The sequence below is a fragment of the Clostridium sp. UBA3061 genome (assembly GCF_002367465.1).
Classification (GTDB): Bacteria; Bacillota; Clostridia; order Clostridiales; family Clostridiaceae; genus Clostridium_J; species Clostridium_J sulfidigenes.
The window spans coordinates 1-19,754 of the sequence record NZ_DFCF01000014.1 but is presented as its reverse complement, the minus strand read 5'-3'; the positions used below and the strand labels follow the sequence as shown (position 1 = coordinate 19,754).

The 19,754-nt window shown below is 28.6% G+C and carries 20 protein-coding genes; 3 read left to right on the top strand and 17 right to left on the bottom strand.

Features of this window, described 5'->3' with window-relative positions:
* Nucleotides 1-39 precede the first annotated feature (39 nt).
* The 5 genes from B2P65_RS12355 to B2P65_RS12335 form a co-directional block, all read right to left on the bottom strand.
* Entirely contained in the window at nt 40-696 is a 657-nt protein-coding gene (locus B2P65_RS12355; RefSeq protein WP_346848005.1) for an SIMPL domain-containing protein, read from the bottom strand.
* A gap of 139 nt (nt 697-835) precedes the next feature.
* The gene (locus B2P65_RS12350) at nt 836-2,500 is read right to left on the bottom strand and encodes a ribonuclease J (protein WP_346880233.1); all 1,665 of its coding nucleotides are present in this window, start codon (nt 2,498-2,500) and stop codon (nt 836-838) included.
* 475 nt (nt 2,501-2,975) lie between these two features.
* Nucleotides 2,976-3,803: a CAP domain-containing protein gene (locus tag B2P65_RS12345; protein WP_346880232.1), complete on the bottom strand. Its 828-nt coding sequence runs from the start codon at nt 3,801-3,803 to the stop codon at nt 2,976-2,978.
* A gap of 381 nt (nt 3,804-4,184) precedes the next feature.
* On the bottom strand, nt 4,185-4,850 hold the full coding sequence (locus B2P65_RS12340; protein WP_346877430.1) for a CpXC domain-containing protein: 666 nt from the start codon (nt 4,848-4,850) through the stop codon (nt 4,185-4,187).
* 210 nt (nt 4,851-5,060) lie between these two features.
* Nucleotides 5,061-6,242: a hypothetical protein gene (locus B2P65_RS12335; protein ID WP_346848001.1), complete on the bottom strand. Its 1,182-nt coding sequence runs from the start codon at nt 6,240-6,242 to the stop codon at nt 5,061-5,063.
* A gap of 249 nt (nt 6,243-6,491) precedes the next feature.
* Between B2P65_RS12335 and B2P65_RS12330 the strand changes: the two genes are divergently transcribed.
* Nucleotides 6,492-6,893 carry a hypothetical protein gene (locus B2P65_RS12330; protein ID WP_346848000.1) on the top strand — a complete coding sequence of 134 codons (402 nt, stop codon included), beginning with the start codon at nt 6,492-6,494 and terminating at the stop codon, nt 6,891-6,893.
* Between the two features lie 115 nt (nt 6,894-7,008).
* Here B2P65_RS12330 and B2P65_RS12325 read toward each other — a convergent pair whose 3' ends face one another.
* Together B2P65_RS12325 and B2P65_RS12320 are read right to left on the bottom strand one after the other, a co-directional pair.
* The gene (locus tag B2P65_RS12325; RefSeq protein WP_346880231.1) at nt 7,009-7,725 is read right to left on the bottom strand and encodes an EcsC family protein; all 717 of its coding nucleotides are present in this window, start codon (nt 7,723-7,725) and stop codon (nt 7,009-7,011) included.
* Nucleotides 7,726-7,813: 88 nt separating this feature from the next.
* A complete protein-coding gene (locus B2P65_RS12320; RefSeq protein ID WP_346847998.1) occupies nt 7,814-8,197 on the bottom strand; it encodes a hypothetical protein in 384 nt (127 codons plus the stop codon).
* A 161-nt stretch (nt 8,198-8,358) separates the two neighbouring features.
* On the opposite strand from B2P65_RS12320, the gene B2P65_RS12315 reads away from it, so the two are divergent.
* Both B2P65_RS12315 and B2P65_RS12310 read left to right on the top strand, forming a co-directional pair.
* Entirely contained in the window at nt 8,359-9,756 is a 1,398-nt protein-coding gene (locus B2P65_RS12315; protein WP_346847997.1) for a putative DNA modification/repair radical SAM protein, read from the top strand.
* A gap of 30 nt (nt 9,757-9,786) precedes the next feature.
* Nucleotides 9,787-10,527: a TIGR03915 family putative DNA repair protein gene (locus tag B2P65_RS12310; RefSeq protein WP_346880230.1), complete on the top strand. Its 741-nt coding sequence runs from the start codon at nt 9,787-9,789 to the stop codon at nt 10,525-10,527.
* Between the two features lie 66 nt (nt 10,528-10,593).
* On the opposite strand, the gene B2P65_RS12305 is transcribed toward B2P65_RS12310, so the two are convergent.
* The 10 genes from B2P65_RS12305 to B2P65_RS12260 all read right to left on the bottom strand — a co-directional run bounded on the left by B2P65_RS12305 (nt 10,594) and on the right by B2P65_RS12260 (nt 19,471).
* Nucleotides 10,594-10,806, bottom strand: coding sequence for a hypothetical protein (locus B2P65_RS12305; RefSeq protein ID WP_150843745.1), 213 nt, complete (start codon nt 10,804-10,806; stop codon nt 10,594-10,596).
* A gap of 176 nt (nt 10,807-10,982) precedes the next feature.
* Entirely contained in the window at nt 10,983-11,714 is a 732-nt protein-coding gene (locus B2P65_RS12300; RefSeq protein WP_346848215.1) for a DUF2087 domain-containing protein, read from the bottom strand.
* 112 nt (nt 11,715-11,826) lie between these two features.
* Nucleotides 11,827-12,090: a DUF2087 domain-containing protein gene (locus B2P65_RS12295; RefSeq protein WP_242844065.1), complete on the bottom strand. Its 264-nt coding sequence runs from the start codon at nt 12,088-12,090 to the stop codon at nt 11,827-11,829.
* 250 nt (nt 12,091-12,340) lie between these two features.
* Entirely contained in the window at nt 12,341-12,874 is a 534-nt protein-coding gene (locus B2P65_RS12290; RefSeq protein ID WP_346847995.1) for a putative ABC transporter permease, read from the bottom strand.
* A gap of 199 nt (nt 12,875-13,073) precedes the next feature.
* Entirely contained in the window at nt 13,074-15,038 is a 1,965-nt protein-coding gene (locus tag B2P65_RS12285; RefSeq protein WP_346847994.1) for a hypothetical protein, read from the bottom strand.
* A 2-nt stretch (nt 15,039-15,040) separates the two neighbouring features.
* Nucleotides 15,041-17,119, bottom strand: coding sequence for an efflux RND transporter permease subunit (locus tag B2P65_RS12280; RefSeq protein WP_346880229.1), 2,079 nt, complete (start codon nt 17,117-17,119; stop codon nt 15,041-15,043).
* Nucleotides 17,120-17,578: 459 nt separating this feature from the next.
* Complete coding sequence (locus B2P65_RS12275) at nt 17,579-18,046, bottom strand: hypothetical protein (RefSeq protein WP_346847992.1); 468 nt, start codon at nt 18,044-18,046, stop codon at nt 17,579-17,581.
* A gap of 80 nt (nt 18,047-18,126) precedes the next feature.
* Nucleotides 18,127-18,258 (bottom strand): hypothetical protein, encoded by a 132-nt coding sequence (locus tag B2P65_RS12270; protein WP_346880228.1) that lies wholly within the window; start codon nt 18,256-18,258, stop codon nt 18,127-18,129.
* Between the two features lie 277 nt (nt 18,259-18,535).
* A complete protein-coding gene (locus B2P65_RS12265; RefSeq protein ID WP_346847991.1) occupies nt 18,536-18,931 on the bottom strand; it encodes a hypothetical protein in 396 nt (131 codons plus the stop codon).
* Nucleotides 18,932-19,252: 321 nt separating this feature from the next.
* The gene (locus tag B2P65_RS12260; RefSeq protein ID WP_346847990.1) at nt 19,253-19,471 is read right to left on the bottom strand and encodes a LexA family protein; all 219 of its coding nucleotides are present in this window, start codon (nt 19,469-19,471) and stop codon (nt 19,253-19,255) included.
* Nucleotides 19,472-19,754 lie beyond the last annotated feature (283 nt).

Genomic DNA, 19,754 nt, shown 5'->3' with positions numbered 1-19,754 from the left:
ATTTCTAAGGCTTAACTACTCTTATAATACCATAATAAATTAACTTTCCATCCTCCAAACTACAGTCACTGTATCTTCTACATCTATATCATCAGGCTGCAAATCAATGTTTGGAGCTCCTCCTGTAGAAATTAGATTCTTATTCATACTATAAATATCCCTATATAATTGAATATCACTCCCACTATAATCTATACTTAGTACCTTTCCTAATCTTACCCCTGCAGCCTCTGCCATTACTTTAGCCTTTGATCTTGCATCCTCTACAGCCCTTTCCAAAAGTAAATTCTTAACTTCTGTATCATCTTTAACCCTATACCTTATAGAAAACTCAGGTGTTGCTTTGCAACCTGCAAGAGCATTAAGGACTCTAGTTAACATCATGGCATTTTGCTCAAATTCAATTCTTAAGTTATTGGTAACTTCATATCCTACAAAAACTCTCCTATAATTTCCATTTGCATCAGAAATATTTTCATACTTAGTGTCCACTCTAAAATTAGTAGTCTTTATATCTTTTTTATCAAAACCTGCACTCCTTAAGCATAACCTCAATTCATCCAAGTCTCTACTAGCAGCATTCATAGCTTCTTCATAGGTAGGTTTTAACGTAGTTAATATCATATTAATTTCTATTGTATCTGGTGGTATTGATGCTTTACCCTTTCCTTTCACACTTATAACTCTTTCTTCCATAATACCCCTCCTAATTTAATAAATTTGTATAGTATAAATTTATTAAATTAGGATTTAAATATTACTAATAGCTATTATAAAATAAATAACATGCCACAGAGAACTATTATCTGTAGCACGTTATTTAAACATTAGTATATTATACTTCCATAATTATTGGGAATATAGTTGGTCGTCTTTTAGTTTCATCATATAAGAATCTCTCTATGGATCTTTTTACATTAGTCTTTAATACATACCATTCTATCTGATTATTTGCTAAAGAATTTTCAATTTCTTCTCTTGCTATATCTCTAATCTTATTGATCATATCTTCTGCTTCCTTGGCATAAACAAAACCTCTAGTTATAATATCTGGTCCTGCTAATATACTATAACTTTCCTTCTCTATAGTTACAACTACGACAACCATACCATCTTGACCTAAATACCTTCTGTCTCTTAGTACTATGTTGCCTACATCACCCACTCCTATACCATCTACAAGTACCCTTCCAGTATGAACCCTACCAGATATTCTTGCTTCATCCTCAGAAAGCTGAAGTATATCTCCAGTATTCATTATAAATATATTCTTATCTTCCATACCTAAACTTTTAGCCAGATCTTTGTGATGTTTTAAATGCCTATATTCTCCATGAACAGGCATAAAATACTTTGGATGAACTAATGAATGTATTAATTTTAACTCTTCTTGACAAGCATGCCCAGATACATGGATATCTTCTAAAGCTTCATAGATAACATCTGCGCCTTTTTTATAGAGTTCATTGATAACTTTAGATATAAGCTTATCATTCCCAGGTATAGGAGATGCTGAGATAATAAAAAGATCATCAGGCTCTAATTGAATCTTTCTATGATTTGAAAATGCTATTCTCGCAAGGCCTGCCATAGGCTCTCCTTGGCTACCTGTAGTTATTATAGTTACTTCTTCATTTCTGTAATTTCTTATGTCATCTACATTTATCATAGTTCCTTCTGGAATATGTAAATAACCTAACTCCATAGCTACAGTAGATATATTTTCCATACTTCTACCACTAAAGGCAATTTTTCTTTTGTACTTAACTGAAGCATCAGCTATTTGTTGCATTCTATGTATATTGGAGGCAAAGGTTGCAACTATCACTCTTCCAGTAGCTGTAGAAAAAATTCTATTTAAGGTCTGTCCTATAGACTTTTCTGATAAACTATGACCTTGTCTTTCTACATTAGTACTATCTGCCATTAAAAGCAATACCCCTTCTTTTCCCAATTCAGATATTCTTTCTAAATCCATAACTAAACCATCTATAGGTGTATAATCAATTTTAAAATCTCCAGTATGGACTATGTTCCCAATAGGAGTGTGTATAGCTAAGGAACAAGAATCAGCTATGCTATGGGTATTTCTTATGAATTCAACTTTAATATCTTCAAATTCTATAGTTTCTCCAGCTTCCACAGTTTTAAGGGTATATTCATTTTCTAAAAAATGTTCCTTTAGTTTATTACCTAATATACCTAATGTTAATCTAGTTCCGTACACCGGAATATTTAGTTGTTTTAAAATATAAGGTAATGAACCAATATGATCTTCATGTCCATGAGTAAGAACAAAAGCTTTTACTCTTTCTTTATTATCCATTAAATAAGTTATATCAGGTATGATTAAGTCAACCCCATACATTTCTTCATCTGGAAATGCTATACCACAATCTATAACTACAATGTCTTTATCATATTCAATAGCAGTAATATTTTTACCTATTTCACCTAATCCCCCCAGAGGTATTACTTTAACACATTTTTTTTCTTCCATAAAATCCCTTCCTTTAACATTAATTAATATATATTTATTATGTGTTATAGTATGAATTTAAATACTTTTATTAATTTAATTATTTTTTATAGTAAATAAAGAGACTATCTCAACTTTGAGATAGCCCTTATACTTTTTTATAGATTTAAAATACTATGTTTATTTTTTCTTCTTTAACTCATTCTTATTCTTAACTTTCTTGTCACCCTTCTTATCCTTGCCAGCATTCTTAGCTGTCTTTTTATCCTCCTTACCCCTACCTCTAGACATATCTTCCTCCTAAACTAATAATTTATATAGTAAAATATATTAATCTTCATAGAGAAATATACTGAATTTACTACTACAAGAAATAAAAACTAGTAAAATTAAAGTTAATAAAAATATCCCTCATTGCAGCTTTACTATCTGCAATAAGGGACATTTTTTAATTTTATGGGAAAATGTATATTTGATTTTTAAAATTTATCTGTTATTATTTATAGAACTCTTGAGTTGCATAAACTCTATTACCAGCTTTATATACACCTACACCTATACTTTCAAAATTAGTTGATAGTATATTTTTTCTATGACCTTCTGAATTCATCCAGTTAGTCATAAATTGATTAGCTAATGCAGTTGGGTCAGATACGCCCCCTATATATGCTATATTTTCTCCCCAAGCTCTATATGAAACTCCATCAGCCTTCATTTTAGTTGTTATAAGATTTCCACTTAAGTCTTGGTGACTAAAATAATTTTTATCTCCCATATCTTGAGATTTAATTCTAGCATATTTTTCCATAGTCTTGTTATAAGTTAAAGGCGCTACTCCAGCTTTAGATCTCTCTTCGTTTACTTTATTAAATATAGCTTGTTCAACTTGAGCCATAAACTTCTCATTAACAACTGGTGCCTCTGGTACTACTGGTGTTTCAGGCACAACTGGTGCTTCAGTAACAGGAGTTTTAGTTGCCGTATCCTGTCCTGTTGTTGGTTGTGTCGTTGGCTTGGTAGTTGGTTCTGTTGTTGGTTGTTCCACTACTGGTTCCTTTACTTGGTCTTTTGACGGTGCACTTGGTACTGTAGTACAATTATTTTGATTTATTATAATCTTTTTCATAGCTTCAAAGTCAGTTGTAAAGTTTCCACTCATAAATTTAGTATAATCTACATTGCCATATTGATTGTTACTTATAGTTCTATAACTCACAGTTTTCACTTGACTTCTAGTCTTTACAGCAGCTTCAGCTTGTACTCCACCTACGAATGTACTTCCTACTAATAATAATGTTAATATTGATAATGTTCTCGATTTCATTTCCATTCCTCCTATATTTGGACTTAATAACTTGTCCACTTTTCTAGTAGTTAATGTACTTTTACGTCTAACCACCTTGTCCTATATTTATAACATATAAATTTTAGTTTTATAATGGTTGATAATTTCTAATGAATGATACATTATCCTCCAAAGGTAACCATTATCCATAATGGATTTATTAACCAAACCCAAAATAAGAATATTACTGGATTTCAGGATTTTTGTAAAAATATCCATAGATAAAATTACTAAAAATAATTTTATAAGATTTATGAATATCTGAATGTTTTTCATTATAATTTTCCACATTTTTTAAATATCTTTGAAGAATTAATAATAAAAAGGCGGTATTTATACCGCCTTAATTATACTAAATCATTAATTATTATATTCATTAATCCCAATTGCCCACTGTTCATCAATAACTTGAAAACCCTTGTATACCTTTTTCTCTATATTATTTAAGTATTTATCTCTTATAAAATTATATATTTTCATATCTATATTGTACAATGGTGTTTCCCCTTTTTCATCTATAAGTATAAAAATCATACTATCTTTAATAATATCATAATCAAAATATATCTTTTTAGTACAAAAATCCAAATTAGTGTCTACTAAATTAGTAATATAATATAATTTATATATTTCCATAACTCTATCATCTAAATTACAGTCTAAAATTTTAATTTTTTCTATTAAATCATAGTTACTAGTTACAATTCTAAGTTTATAATCATTACCAAATTGAGGCAAGATTTCATCTGATAATGCTTCTAGCTCTTTAGCTAATTCATCGTTATCTCTACTATAATTTGTTATTAAATATATCATCTCTCTTTTATTCATATCATGATACAAACAATCATATTCAAAGGTTGATACATGTCCACATATAGGACATTTAAATTTAAAAAAGTCATTATCTAATACTTTCTCTTTTATTCTTTCATCTATAGTTACATTAATACTATTCCATAACTTAATGTTGCTTTTTATCAAACAATTTGGACAGGTTACTTCCACATTCCTCTTTAAAGCCATAAGTATCCCCCTCTTTTTATTAATAGCCTTAGAAAAAGTTTTATATCTATATTGTATATTTTATCACATTACGTTGTAAATGTAACTGCATTATTTTCTAAATATTAAAACTTTTATCTCCAATTTTATTCTTTTTCTATAAATACAACAGAAAAAGCTACATCTTATATAGACATAGCTTTCAACTCCACTTGACCTGGTAGTCATGGATTAAATATTCTTCATCTCCTTAATCCAATTTACTAACATTAACTCCATTTCTGCATCCCCTTTAACTGGATACTTCTCAGATAGCTTTATGGCCTCTTCATAATAACCTAATGCTTTTTCATTATTATTATTATAGAAAGCTTCATAAGCCATCATTATTCTCTTTTTTCCTATCATAAATTTAGAAGCTTTTATATATTTTTTAAGATTTTTATCATATATGCTATCAATAAACTCCTTATTACAATCACCTATGAGTTCTAAAAAAATTTTTTCGCAATTTATTTCATTCTTATACAATGGGATTATCTTATTAAGCCATGGTGTAAAATCTTCAATACACCTTCTTGCCCTTGCAAAGTCCATATTATCCAAATACCAGTTGTACTCCATAAGTTTAAGTGAAGAATTAAGTGGATTCACTAAGTTACTTCCTTCATTTAACTTAAATTCTTCCAATTCCATATCTTTAATTCGCATTCCTTGTGATTGTAATCCATTAACCCTAAGCTGTAAATAAAACCCTCTTCTTGCATCTTCATCTTTCAACATGGATATAACATTATATCCATCATTAGAAATTCCTCCAACCTTTAAAGGAATTATGTTAGTAAGGGCTGCAAATATACCTGCTCCACTAATCAATATTAGTATTGTTGAAATCCAAACAGGAATTCCTTCTATTAAAACAACTAGTAGTATCCCCACTCCTGCTACTATTAAATTCATTATTCCTCCGCCATAGTTATACATTATGAAGGGATATCTTCCATCCTTTATTTCTGGAGGCATCATAAGACACTGACCTGCTGTGCCTGGTATACCAAACTTTTTATAGCTTATTTTATCTTTGTCTTTAATTATAGTTAAAGATCCTATCCTAAAGGATACAAAAGAATATCCTGTCATAAATCCAAATAAAAGATGTCCTGCTTCATGAATAATAATATGAATTATATACCCTAAGAAAAATATTAGTATAAGTCCATAGTATTTAAGTAATTCAAAAAGAAAATTATCACTTTTGATATAGGTATTCATAAAACCTTTAAAGTAACTTGCAGATAAAAACCCTATACCAGCTCCAATAGCTCCGCAAACTACTAAAAACATAAGCCCAGATAAAAAGTTGCCTTTCTTTTTATTTCCCTTTTTAGTTATTTCTTTTTTTTCATTAATCATTAAAAACCTCCGTTTTATTAACATTTAATATGAAAACAAGTTTGTATTTATATTAAATTATATATTATCTTGTCTACATATACTATGATTTATATAGATAATATATAGTACATATGTTTCTTTTAAAGTATATTATGTACTTTTAGTAAATGGCTCTCTTAAAATTTAAAAATATAATTTATAGATAATTTAGGCATAATTCTTTATTATTTTTATATAATATATTAGATGTGTATGTGGAGGTTATTTATGGCTAAAAAAACTAAACTCCTACTACTCCTATGTATATTAATTACTATTGTGCTACTCAACAAATGTTCAACCACTGATGGCAACTACAAAACTAGTAAAGCTAAGGAACACTCTTCAGATAGTTCTATAGAAATGACCTACAAAAGCTTTAAGGGTTATAAATATAAAATTCTTAAGTTAGACATGGATGACCAGTTAACTCTTAATATAAAGGTTGAAAATGAAAGTGGAAACTTGGCTATATTGCTAATTGATGAGGATGATCACACATTATATAAAACTGAAAACATAGATAATTCTTTAATTCAAACTATAGTCATACCTCATGATGGGAAATATAAAATACAAGTTGAAGGAGATCATAGCGGGAGTTTTAAAATAAGTTGGGATGTAGATTAAACTTCACATTCCGACTTTTTTTTTCTTTAACTTAAACTATGCTACAACAATATAATATTTAAGAGGTGTTCTCTTAAGATATTTTATTGAAATTAGAATTGTAAATTTTGCTGCTCTAATGAAAATACCTTAATCTATATCCATTCATAGCAGTATCACCTAGCTTTTCTACTAACTTATAATTAGCTACAGCTCCTACTGCTCCTCCTATAACTGGTACAAGCTGAAAAAACTTAGCTAAATCTATATAATCCCTATACTCCTGTTGAAAGATCCTCCAATCAAAGTTTTCTTTATCCAAAGGCAACTTATCTGAATAGGATTTCCAATTATTTAATATGTGAAATACTTCTATTCTTCTTTTATCACTACAGAAAGCAATTTGAAATATGTAAAGAAGATGTAATCTTTCTCTATAATCTTTTGTGTCATAACCGTATATACTAGCAATCTCATATAACAGCTTAATTTTTATACTTAGCAAAATAGGAAAATCAGCTAGCCCTATAAAAAAACCACCAAATCCTGTGCTAGCTCCACTTACTGTTGCTACCTTTCTATATAATTGAATCTTTTCCTTTACTAACATTTCTCTTTCTATTATTGGCATATATGTTATAGGTTCCAATGTAGTATATTCAGACCCTAAAATAACTACTTTAACCATATTTTTTATAACTTCTGTAACCATAACATGAAATTTTTCTGGAATAAATCCGTTCATTTTATCTTGTATATTTTTAGAAAGCTTATTTCCAATAGTAGGTTTCCTCATCATTTCTCTTTTCCACTCTATTAGCTCTCCATATATTATATCTTCGTACATATCCATCTCATCACCTTATTTCTTAAATATATACTTTATTTTATCACACTTCATATATTTTTAACCAATTGTAAAAGAGCAGATTACTCTGCTCTTATTTACGATTTCTTTGATTAGCACAACAATCTACTATGCTATCTACTAAGTTCTGAGACATACATAAAATTGTACACATTAACTGACGATTTGAGCACATCATGTAATTTAGCATTTGACTATTAATACATCTATAGTATTGAGAGTTTGTATATACATTTTGACAATAAAGAAGTATTAATATTAATATTAGTAGTCTATCTTCCTTTCTTTGACATCTAACTTCCTTCGCATCAACAACTCCACCTACTCCACCGTCAGTGGAATCACAATCACAATCACAATCGCACTCATAATTGCAATCATATTTACAATCATCGTTGCAATTGTCATTGCAATCACATTTATCCTTACAATTATAGTTATCTTTACAATTGTTCATTTAATAACTCCATAATTCTTGCTATATTTTATGTTATGTATGATGCTTCAAATAAGTCACACTATATTACAAAAAATAAATTTTATTTTGTTGACCTCGAACAAACGTTCTGTTATAATTCTTATATGGATTATCTATTTTATTGTAGAAGGTGAGTTTAAATGGAGATTAGTAAAAAGCTTAGGATATTAAGTGGGGCAGCAAAATATGATGTATCATGCTCCTCATCAGGTTCTAATCGTCGAGGAATCAAAGGTGCTTTAGGTTCTTCTGCTCCTAGTGGTATATGTCACTCCTTTACTCCAGATGGAAGATGTATATCTCTTTTAAAAATTTTATTAACTAATTACTGCATATACGATTGTGCCTATTGTATTAATAGGCGGACTAATGATGTAGAAAGAGCTGCCTTTACCGTAGATGAAGTGATAAACTTAACTATGAACTTTTATAGAAGAAACTATATTGAAGGATTATTTTTAAGCTCAGCAGTAATTAAAAATCCTAATTACACTATGGAACTATTAACATCAGTTGTAAAAAGGCTAAGAAATCATTTTAACTTTCGTGGATATATTCATCTTAAAGCTATTCCAGGAGCTGATGAAGATCTAATAAAAGAAGCTGGCCAATATGTAGATAGAATGAGTGTTAATATTGAACTTCCATCTAATAATTCCCTAAAACTTCTAGCCCCTGAAAAAAATAAACAGGATATATTTACCCCTATGAAATCCATAAAAAATAACATAATTATAAGTAATGGAGAGAGAAAGCTGTCTAAAAAAGCTCCTTTATTTGTACCTGGTGGACAAAGCACTCAATTAATCGTAGGTGCAACTAAAGAAGATGATTTAGATATTTTAAATCTTACAGAAAATCTATATAACAACTTCTTACTAAAAAGGGTCTATTATTCAGCCTACATTCCAGTGAATAATGGTAAAAATTTACCCAATTTCAAAACCCCACCTACCCTTAGAGAGCATAGACTTTATCAAGGAGATTGGTTACTACGGGTATATGGTTTTAAAGCTGAAGAACTTCTTAATAAACAAAATCCAAATTTTGATATAAATTTTGATCCTAAAACTAATTGGGCTCTAAATAATCTTCATATCTTTCCTTTAGAAATTAATACAGCTTCCTATGAACTATTAATTCGAATACCTGGTATAGGTATTCGAGGCGCTAAAAAGATAATTAGTGCTCGAAGAATTGGTTTTCTCACCTTTCAGGATTTAAAAAAATTAGGAGTTGTTTTAAAACGAGCTCAATACTTTATAATATGTAAGGGTAAGTATTACGGTTCTGTGGATTTAGATGAAGAAAAAGTAAGATCTGTGCTAAAACCTAAAATTGACTTAAACTATATTGAAAATGAAAGGTATGAACAATTAAGCTTTCTTGGCTTTAACTATAATAACAGTTCTATACCAATTTTAGGTAATGAATATAATAAACTTATATTATCCTCATCCTCCCAAGATGATATAAACTCCTTAGATAAAACTTTACTTCTAGAGGATAGAGGTTCCTATATAACTGGAGAACTATAAATATAATAAAGTTATAGGTGGTGTTACAACATGAAAGAATTTTTATACGATGGTTCCTTTGAGGGACTTTTAACTACAATTTTCTATGCCTATAGTTATAAAGAGGAAGTGAAAATTACCAAGTCTTCCTCATATGTTCCTAGCTTAATTACAACAACAGAAGAAATAACTACTGAAGAAGACAAATTTAATAGAGTATATTCTAGTATAAAAGATAACCTTAGCTACTTAACACTTAAAAATATATACTATTTATATTTATGTGCTCTCCCCTCTTCTGAGGATTTAATATTTAAATACATTAAACTTTGTTACAAATTTGGAGATAGCATTAATTTAGCTAAAAATAATGACATTATCTTAACTGTAGATAAATATTGCAGAAGAGTCTCTTTAGAAGCTCATAGATTTACTGGATTTGTTAGATTTAAAGAAATAGCTCCCTTTACCTTTTACTCAGTTATAGAGCCTGATCATAATATTCTTCCCCTTATTCAGACTCATTTTATAGAAAGATTTTCTGACCAAAATTTTATAATTCATGATATAAAGAGAGAGCTTGCTTTAATATATAATAAAAAAGACGGTATTATCTCATCTTTTTCTAAAGCTAATGGTGAATATCTAGAAACTTCCTCTCTTAATGATAATTTTGAAAGCCTTTGGAAAGAATTCTACAATGCTATAAATATAAAGGAACGAGAAAATCTTAAATTAACACGTAGAAGTATGCCCACCAGATATTGGAATCACCTACCTGAAGTAAAATAAGGTCATATACAAAGTTTATTCTTTGTATATGACCTTATTTCCATGCAATAGAAACTCTACCTTCCATTACTTTATTTTTTCTAGAAATTTGTACTCTCCTTGAGCATGTACTTGTTCAAGTAAATTATTATATAAGTCTTTTAATTCTTCAGGAGTAGTCATACCTATTTTATCTATTTCATTGGTATGCTCCTTAAAATATAACTTTGTGCTTATATATTTACCATGAATACTGTCTAATACATAAAGTATATTTTTATCATCTAATTCTATTTTCATATTGTCACCCAGTATAGATAAATTTATATAAATTTTCTATACCATTTCCTTTCTATAAATTACTAATTAAAATCTACTTCTATTTAAGTTTATACTGTAATCTAATAATAATGTATATTCTATATAAATACTATTTTTCCTTCAATTTAATTTAAAGTATTCACACTTATAGTATTTTATTCTTTCACCCAATATTTTTTACAATCATTAGATCTGCTTAAAAATCCATATTCAATTAATGCTCTTCTTACAGTGGCATAGTCTTCATATATCCTAGCCAATATTCTATTTATTTCTTTCTCTGGATAAGTTTTTCCTATAGTAAAATTTCTTGTTATTTGCTCTAAAACTATAATCTTTTTCTTTTCCTTAGATGGATATCTTTTCAAACTACCATCTTCATTAATATAATTTTGTATAACTTGAAGCTTTTCTTCAGTAGTTATATTAAATCTATCATCTAAAGTAGTAGCAGTCTTATGAGCATCACAAATAATTCCCTCTTCTAATTTATTTATCTTCTTATTAGTACTTTCATTTAATAATTCCATCATTGCTAAATATAGCTTTGCCTGCTTTTCTTTTTCCCTTAACTTATATCGATGATTTCTTATAGTAGAAGTGGCAACTCCTAATCTACTGGCTATTTCTTTATCTGATATACCTTCTGCAAAAAGCTTTAATACTTCCCTCTGTGCATCTGTAACCCCAGTAAAAATTCCATTCATATTTAGTAGATATTCCAGCATGGAATTATGAGCATTCTGAATATGAAGCTCTGCTGCTTTCCATGATTCATAAAATTCTTCATCTATTCTATATACTTTTCCATTTTGGAATGTTTTACCACAAATTAAACATTTAATAATATCGCCTTCTTGAATATATCCCTTTTTAAGCTCTTCCATGGTTGAATTCCAGAATATTTCATTAGATTTTACTTCTAAAACTCCACTGTTTTTAATATCTTTATTTTCTGTATCAACACTCTTTATATTACTTTTTTTTATATCTATTTTATTATTCATGGGTTTCCTCACTATTTCTCCAATATTCTGATCCATCCTTTTTTCTACATAAAAATTTATAATCTATTAAACTTCTACGCAGCAAAAAATAATCTTCAAAAGTATGCCATTTTTTAATAATATCATTAACTTCCTTCTCATTATATAAACAGTCATACTTAAACTTAGTAGCTAAATATTTCAGAATCTCAATTTTTACTTCTTTCTTCTTTGGCCATATTTTTATTCTACCTTCATCATCAATAAATCTATCCATCTTTTCCACTATAATACCTCCCTTAATCAAATATTATTCAATTATTCTATAATATAATAATATGATATATTCAAGTTTTTGTCTATGTATTTATAGATGTATTATAATTTTGTTTGTACTTATACTTTTGTCTTATAGATTAAACAAACTATTATTAGGATTTATTGAAAAATAAACAGGCAGTTATACTAACTACCTGTTTATATAATACTTTATAAATATAGACCTTATTCTACTACTATGTCTTAATTTAATTTTGGATAATTTTTCCTTTTTCTCTAAACTCTCTAAAAGTAATAATCTCATCAATAAGTAAAATTATTAGTAAAATCGTAGAACAAATTGGCCATATTGGATAAATTATTTCATATGCTTGATTTATCACTACCTGTAAATACTTTACTCCAATAAAGCTTAATAAAGTCCAAGCTATAGAAAACTCTAAACATATAATTCCCTTAAAATTATACTTAAGATCAGTATAGTCCCAGTAATTTTTGTTAAAATGATTTCTCATTATTATTCCCGTTAAATATTCCACAGTAGTTGGAATTATAAAACATAATGGTATTAAATAATAAACATTAATTGTAAAAGTAGATTCTATTACTACTAAAATGCTCATAGCTATGGCATACATAGGTTTAAATGGTCCACTTAGAAAGCCATCTTTTTGAAAGTGACCTCTAATACAATAGCAAAACAAATTCTCAATTATCCACCCTACAAATCCATAGAAAAAGAAATTAAATGTAAAATATAATAAAAAACTTACAATATCCATAAATACTCCTCCTTCGGTAGTATTTTTACCTACATTTATGAAATTATTCTAAGTTTTTCTACATTATTATTAGAATTTTTCTTAATAATCTTTCATTTAAAATACATACTATTAGTTAACACTGATAATATATTTTAAATATAAATATAAGGGAGGTTCTTAAGAACCTCTCTTGTTTTTAATATTACTATACATAAATCTATTTTTTAAATATATCTAATAAACTTTTAAAGAAACCTTTTTCCTCTTTAACTTCTTCTTTTACTACTACCTTCTCTTTATCTCCCTTATTATCTGCCTCTGCTTTAACTTCCTCTGTTCTCATAACAAATTTAACTTTTCCATTCATAGAATTATTCATACCTGAAAAAGCACCATATTCCTTAGAAAGTTTTACAAGCTCGTCCTTAGCTTCAACTACCCCTTGTATATCCTTTATAGCAGTATTACCTTTTTCATTTAACTTATCTAAGCCTTCTTCTTTTAATTTAACAACACCCTTATAAAGTTCTGTGTTTCCTTCTTTTAATTGATTTATACCTTTTAATAATTTCCCTGAATTATCATATAGTTCATTACTTCCATTTAATAATGATGAACCTCCAGCTCTTAACTTATTAGTACCATTTACTAAAGAACCAATTCCTTGAGATAGTGCTGTACTTCCATTATACAACTCTGTTGAAGCTCCATTAAGTTTTGCTGAACTTTCCTTTAAAGTGTTAGTACCTTGTAATAAAAGTTGCCCTTTATTTTTAAACTCATTTGACCCCTTAGATAATCCATTTAATCCTTCTTCAAGGTCACCTGCACCAATAGAAGCACCTTTCATTCCTTGTTGTAGTTTTCCTATGCCATCCTTTTGTCCCTGAGATACAGCTTTAATTCCACCACTTGCCTTTGCAATATTATTTGCTAATTCAGGATTAACCTTTGCAACTGAAGCACTCATTGCATCTAATTGAGCTGCTATTGTATCTAAATTTGCTGTAGAATTATTTAGATTAGTTAAACCTTCATTACCTGCAGCTAATCCTTCTTTTAGCTTTGTTGAACCAGTTAAACATGAATTTATCCCTTTATCTATGGAATTATAGGCTGTAAATAATTTAGAAGCGTTGTCTTCATAAGTTTCTATTCCTTTAGAAAATTGTCCTTGAGCATCTTTTAATTGTGAAAGTCCATTTTGTAGCTTATCAGCTCCAGCTTTTAAAGTAGGAGTATTATTAGATAAGCTGTCTATTCCATTACTTAAATCAGCAACTCCATTTTTTAAAGTTCCTACTCCATCATTAAATTTAGCATAGTTGGAACTTAACTGCCCTTGACCATCTACTAGCTTTTTAGAACCTTCTAACAATTCATCCCCACCATTTTGAAGTTGAACAAGGGAATCTTTCAAACTATCTAAACTATCATCATCACTAATATTTTCTAAATCTAGTGCTTCTGTAGTTGCAACCATCATAATAGCTGGTACACTAAAGTTTGTAGTTGTTCCTTCTATTACTAAAGTATCTTTAATATCTAATATACTTCCTAAATTTAAAGACTCTTTTAATCCTGGTGCAGAAACAAAGGTAATTGATGAATTATTTCCATCTTGAATAAGTTTACCATTATCCACCTTTACGTCCTTAAATTTATCATTAGATAACATAATTTCTGAAACTGTGACAAAAGGAACATACAAAGTTCTATTTTCTCCATTGATTTTAACTGTTCGTGATTCATTATTTTTTACTGTTAAAGTTATTTTAAAATTACCTGATTGTCCTAAAGCTTCCTTAGGCTCTACTTTTTTTCCATTAATCTCATAGTTTAGACTAACTGATAAAGGTAATTCTCTCTTACTTTCTCCTTCATAATAAAGATCTTTTCCATCTACCTTCCAAGTTAGTTCCTCTCCACTTATAGTTGGAGTTTCTTCACCCTTAACATTTTTTATATTATCTAAATTACACTTGTCCTTAAATTCTCCTAGATTTTCTTCACCATTTATCCAAGTGGATACTATCTTTTGTTCTGGTTTTCCATTACTATCTAAAATTACATATACTGTTTCATCCTTATTTATTTCTTGTGCCATTGCCACTGTAGAAGTCATCATAGCTGCTACTGTAGCTAACACTATAACTCTCTTAGATAATGCTTTTCTTTTCATTTTTATGCAGCCTCCTCAACATTTTTTATAAAACCTTTACTTGTTTTTATTATTACTTTCTCACTAATTAGCAGAATTCCTGGTAATACAAATAAAATTACAAACATACTTATAATTGCTCCTCTAGCCATTAATGTACATAGAGAACTTACCATTTCCAGTTTAGATATAATACCAACTCCAGCTGTAGCCCCAAAGAATGTCAAAGCGCTAGTAATAATTGATCTAGATGAGCTTTGAACAGCTATTCTCATAGCATCCATTTTGTTTGATGACATTTCAAGTTCTTCTTTAAATCTAGAGGTTAATAATATAGCATAATCCACTGTAGCACCTAATTGTATTGTTCCTATCACTATTGACGCTATGAAAGGAATTACACTACCTGTATAGAAAGGAATACCTAAATTTATAAATATAGCAAGCTCAATAGCAATAACTAAAATTATCGGCAAACTTAATGACATAAATACTAGTGCTATAATTATAAATATAGCTACTATAGATGCAATACTAACATTTTTAAAGTCTATATCTGAAATTTTGATTAAGTCATTAGTCAATGGAGCTTCTCCACTTACTAATCCATCAGAATCATATTTTTTTACTATGTCGTTTATTTTTACAAGTTGTTCCTTTACCTCATCAGTTGCTGCCTTATATTCTGAGTTTACTACAAAAAGCTCATAGCCTCCTGATCTTATCTTTTCTAATAAATCTTTTGGTACAAAACTCTCTGGTACCCTTGGTCCTAATATTTTCTCTAGAGCAATTACTGAGGATACCCCCTCTACTTGTTCTAGTTCATCAGCCATGTCTTTAACTTTATAGTTATCAAGGCTATCTTTAATTAAAATCATGTTTGTAGATGTCATTCCGTAGTCATTCTTCAACTTATTGGTTCCCACGATAGATGGTAAATCCTTTGGAAGGGACTCATCTAAATTGTAATATACTTTAGCATTAACCTTACCTATAAATGCAGGGATAAATACTAAAATTCCTATTAATACAAAAGCTTTATGGTGTTTTACCACAAATTCAGAAGTCTTCTCAAAGGTTGGTAGTAAAGTTTTATGTCTGTATTTATGAATAACCCTATCAAATGTAAGAATTAAAGCAGGTAAAACAGTTACTGTACATATAACTCCAAGTAATACTCCTTTAGCCATAACTAGCCCTATATCTTTACCAAGAGCTAAGTCCATTGTACAAAGAGCTAAAAATCCAGCTATTGTAGTTAATGAACTTCCTGCTACAGAAGTCATTGTATTTGCTATAGCATTTGCCATAGCTATTACTTTGTCCTTTTGAACTTCTCTTTCTTCATCATATCTGTGAAGTAAGAAAATTGAATAATCCATAGTTACTCCAAGTTGCAATATTGCTGACAGAGCCTTAGTTATATAGGATATCTCTCCGAAAATAATATTACTTCCCATATTATAAATTACTGCAATTCCTATACTCCCTAAGAATATAACTGGTATTACCACTGAATCCATAGTCAGTGCTAGAACTATTAAAGATAATACTACTGCTATTAATACATAAAATGGAGTTTCCTTATCTGATAAGTCCTTAGTATCTTTAACTATTCCAGCCATCCCACTTAGAAAGCTTTGTTCTCCAGCAACCTTTCTTATATCTTCTACAGCACTTTGTGTAATAATATTAGCACTACCTTCCTCTAGCATTATTACCATCATAGTTGAATCCTTAGCATAAAACACATCTTGTATGCTACTAGGAAGTATATCCTTAGGAATTGGTGAATCCAAAACATCATTTATCCATAATACCTTTTGTACTCCTTGAATTTTTTCCACCTTTTCCTTTATTTTTGCTACATCCTTATCTTCCATACCTTCTACTATCAGCATACTAAGTGATCCACAATCAAAATCTCTTTTTAGAATCTCTTCTGCTCTTACAGTTTCTAAATCATCTGGTAAATAGCTTAGTATATCGTAATTAATTTTAGTCTTAATAAACCCCAATACAGATGGAATAAGTAATAAAAATGCTAAAACTAAAATTATAACTCTACTCTCAGCTATCTTCTTAGATATCTTTGCCATAGTTCATGTCCATCTCCCTTTCATTAATATCTCTCAATTTTATACCGACCAGTCAGTTTCATCAATTGTCACTTACCTTAGTTTTCTTCAACTTCCCACTATTTAAAACGTTTTCATGGCACATTATCTTAATTTATCTTAATTTATCTTCACTTTTCATAGCATCATCTCTTTTTAAAGTAATATTTTTACAACAATGAATTTCTAATCCTATTTTCCTTCAATAAAAATTAACTTTATTCTTTATCTCCATTGAGAATCGTCATTCTGATCCCAATGAAATTTTCTGAAAATTGAACCTATATTTCATATATATAAATATCTTCATTAAAAGGAAAAAGTACATTAACAAATTATTTACTTATTAACAATTAGTAACAACATATGCTTACTATTAATATCTATTTTCTTTATAAAAATAAAAATAGCAAAAATTAATTTCTTGCTATTTTGCATACACTACATTGCCAAATCTATGAGAGAAGATTTAATTATTGGCATACCTTTTTCATTTTCCCCTTCTAATACCCCATAAATCCTAACTACATCTCCGTCTGATATTTTTAAACTTTTAAAATTAAGTTTTCCTAATTCCCATGTAACTACATAAGACTTGGCCTCTTCTCCTTCATTTTGTGTGATTATGAAATTAGTTTTGTCTATATTCTCCCCTAAAGAATCTATTGAAGATACAACTCCTACTGCAAATACTTTTTCTCCTTCTAATTCTCCACTTTCTACTTGTGAACTTTGAACTTGTATTGCAGTATCTCTTATATCTATGTTTACATTATTATCTTCTACTGGTTCCTCAATTTGAGTTCCATTGCTTTCATCTTTGTTAGAGTTTTTAATAGACTTATTGCATCCTACCATGGAAGTAACGACAACACCTAAACACATTATAATCAACAATACTTTTTTCATTTTTTCATCTCCTATATTTTCTCTATAAGCTATATATATCAATGTCAACGTGAAAATAATACATTATTTTTAAAGATAAATTATGTATATGTATCATAAGGTTCATATTTTACAACTTTGGAATTAGATAAATATTCATATAAATACTCATGGTCATCTATTGTAAACTTACGCAGTAAAAGCCTATCAGTATATAAATATTGTTGCTCCATTTTGTAACCCTCCATTTAAAATTATTATTACAATATTATGGTACCTAACTCCCACCGCTTGGTCAACATTTTTTTCTAAATTTTCTATTATTTCCATAAACAATTTTATACTCAATTTAAATGAAATAAAAATAAGGCTAGTAAGACTTTCTTCAGTCTACTGCCCTTAATTTCACTTTTGGTAAATTATATAAATATATTTTATAATTAAAACATTTTTAATTTAGCTAATTTAAAAATTTATCTTGAAAATATGATAGTAGCACTTTTAGAATCACTAACCAATTCCTAATGCTACGTTTACCATTTTATTTGTCCTTGTAGATGCTGCTATTATCTTTTCATAGAGTTCATTGTCATTATATCCTTGATTTAAATATTTATTTTCATAATACTCAAAAGGTAGATTAGTATTATTAATACTTAATTTTTCTGCCAACATTCTATCTGCCATTAGCTTTCTAGCTTGTGCTCTATACTTATTTCTTAAAAAGTGAGCTTGCTTTGCTTGTTCTTTTATTGATAATGATTTATCTATTTCATTAATAATGTTTTTATCACGTTTATTATACCATATTCTTACTTCTAAATTGTTTAATTTCCCTATTAATTCCGTGTATCTATTAAAATTATTTGCTGTTCTTACCGCTTTAACCTTTCTTATATATTTCATTCTTTACCATTATATCATATTTGTTAAAATCTTTCAAATTGCACCTTTATATACCCCCTTTACTCACATCACCTATAATCTGAATTCCTTCAAACCTGCATGAATAAAACAACTATTTAAATAGTTAAATAGTTTCCTATATAAATTATAAAGTCAGTTAACATTCATTTAGTCATTTCTTTGTACTACTTATAAATATCTAATGTAGTTTCTTTTAAAAACCACATATAAACTTAACATCTATATTTCATATTTAAAAGACTAGGTCTCAGTATAATTAACCTAATCTTTACTCGTATAAAATACAATCCTATTAAAAGTCTATATGTTGTATTCTTTTACTACTCTTATACTCCTTGGAGATTCTCTTTTTCTTGTTATATATCCCTTTTCTTCAAGCTTATTTAAATGTGCATGAACTGTAGATGTAGATGTTATACCTACAATATCACATAACTCTCTAACTGTTGGTGAAATACTCTCCCTCTGTACATATTCATTTATGGCATTAAGAACTATCCTTTGCTTTTTAGTCAACATTTTATAACCCCCTATAAATACATTTTATCAAACATTTGTTCCCTTTTCAATTATGTGTTTATAATAAGACTAATAAATATTTTACTCCCTACTAGCCTTAAATATTATTTACCTAACTTCTTACAATAATCTATAGCCTTATCTAATGTTTCCTCTCTATTCTTACCCTGGATAAGTACATTTGTATAACCACTCTTATTCTTAGCCTCTCCTACTGCAATAACTGTTTTATATTGTCCATAATGTGCATATGGTCTTAAACAGTTTATTGTTGGACAGTTAA

What these genes read in the sequence shown, in the direction of transcription:
- B2P65_RS12355 (WP_346848005.1), bottom strand. Translation starts at nt 696, where the DNA reads ATGGAAGAAAGAGTTATAAGTGTGAAAGGAAAGGGTAAAGCATCAATA.
- B2P65_RS12350 (WP_346880233.1), bottom strand. Translation starts at nt 2,500, where the DNA reads ATGGAAGAAAAAAAATGTGTTAAAGTAATACCTCTGGGGGGATTAGGT.
- B2P65_RS12345 (WP_346880232.1), bottom strand. Translation starts at nt 3,803, where the DNA reads ATGAAATCGAGAACATTATCAATATTAACATTATTATTAGTAGGAAGT.
- B2P65_RS12340 (WP_346877430.1), bottom strand. Translation starts at nt 4,850, where the DNA reads ATGGCTTTAAAGAGGAATGTGGAAGTAACCTGTCCAAATTGTTTGATA.
- B2P65_RS12335 (WP_346848001.1), bottom strand. Translation starts at nt 6,242, where the DNA reads ATGATTAATGAAAAAAAAGAAATAACTAAAAAGGGAAATAAAAAGAAA.
- B2P65_RS12330 (WP_346848000.1), top strand. Translation starts at nt 6,492, where the DNA reads ATGGCTAAAAAAACTAAACTCCTACTACTCCTATGTATATTAATTACT.
- B2P65_RS12325 (WP_346880231.1), bottom strand. Translation starts at nt 7,725, where the DNA reads ATGGATATGTACGAAGATATAATATATGGAGAGCTAATAGAGTGGAAA.
- B2P65_RS12320 (WP_346847998.1), bottom strand. Translation starts at nt 8,197, where the DNA reads ATGAACAATTGTAAAGATAACTATAATTGTAAGGATAAATGTGATTGC.
- B2P65_RS12315 (WP_346847997.1), top strand. Translation starts at nt 8,359, where the DNA reads ATGGAGATTAGTAAAAAGCTTAGGATATTAAGTGGGGCAGCAAAATAT.
- B2P65_RS12310 (WP_346880230.1), top strand. Translation starts at nt 9,787, where the DNA reads ATGAAAGAATTTTTATACGATGGTTCCTTTGAGGGACTTTTAACTACA.
- B2P65_RS12305 (WP_150843745.1), bottom strand. Translation starts at nt 10,806, where the DNA reads ATGAAAATAGAATTAGATGATAAAAATATACTTTATGTATTAGACAGT.
- B2P65_RS12300 (WP_346848215.1), bottom strand. Translation starts at nt 11,714, where the DNA reads ATGGAAGAGCTTAAAAAGGGATATATTCAAGAAGGCGATATTATTAAA.
- B2P65_RS12295 (WP_242844065.1), bottom strand. Translation starts at nt 12,090, where the DNA reads ATGGATAGATTTATTGATGATGAAGGTAGAATAAAAATATGGCCAAAG.
- B2P65_RS12290 (WP_346847995.1), bottom strand. Translation starts at nt 12,874, where the DNA reads ATGGATATTGTAAGTTTTTTATTATATTTTACATTTAATTTCTTTTTC.
- B2P65_RS12285 (WP_346847994.1), bottom strand. Translation starts at nt 15,038, where the DNA reads ATGAAAAGAAAAGCATTATCTAAGAGAGTTATAGTGTTAGCTACAGTA.
- B2P65_RS12280 (WP_346880229.1), bottom strand. Translation starts at nt 17,119, where the DNA reads ATGGCAAAGATATCTAAGAAGATAGCTGAGAGTAGAGTTATAATTTTA.
- B2P65_RS12275 (WP_346847992.1), bottom strand. Translation starts at nt 18,046, where the DNA reads ATGAAAAAAGTATTGTTGATTATAATGTGTTTAGGTGTTGTCGTTACT.
- B2P65_RS12270 (WP_346880228.1), bottom strand. Translation starts at nt 18,258, where the DNA reads ATGGAGCAACAATATTTATATACTGATAGGCTTTTACTGCGTAAGTTT.
- B2P65_RS12265 (WP_346847991.1), bottom strand. Translation starts at nt 18,931, where the DNA reads ATGAAATATATAAGAAAGGTTAAAGCGGTAAGAACAGCAAATAATTTT.
- B2P65_RS12260 (WP_346847990.1), bottom strand. Translation starts at nt 19,471, where the DNA reads ATGTTGACTAAAAAGCAAAGGATAGTTCTTAATGCCATAAATGAATAT.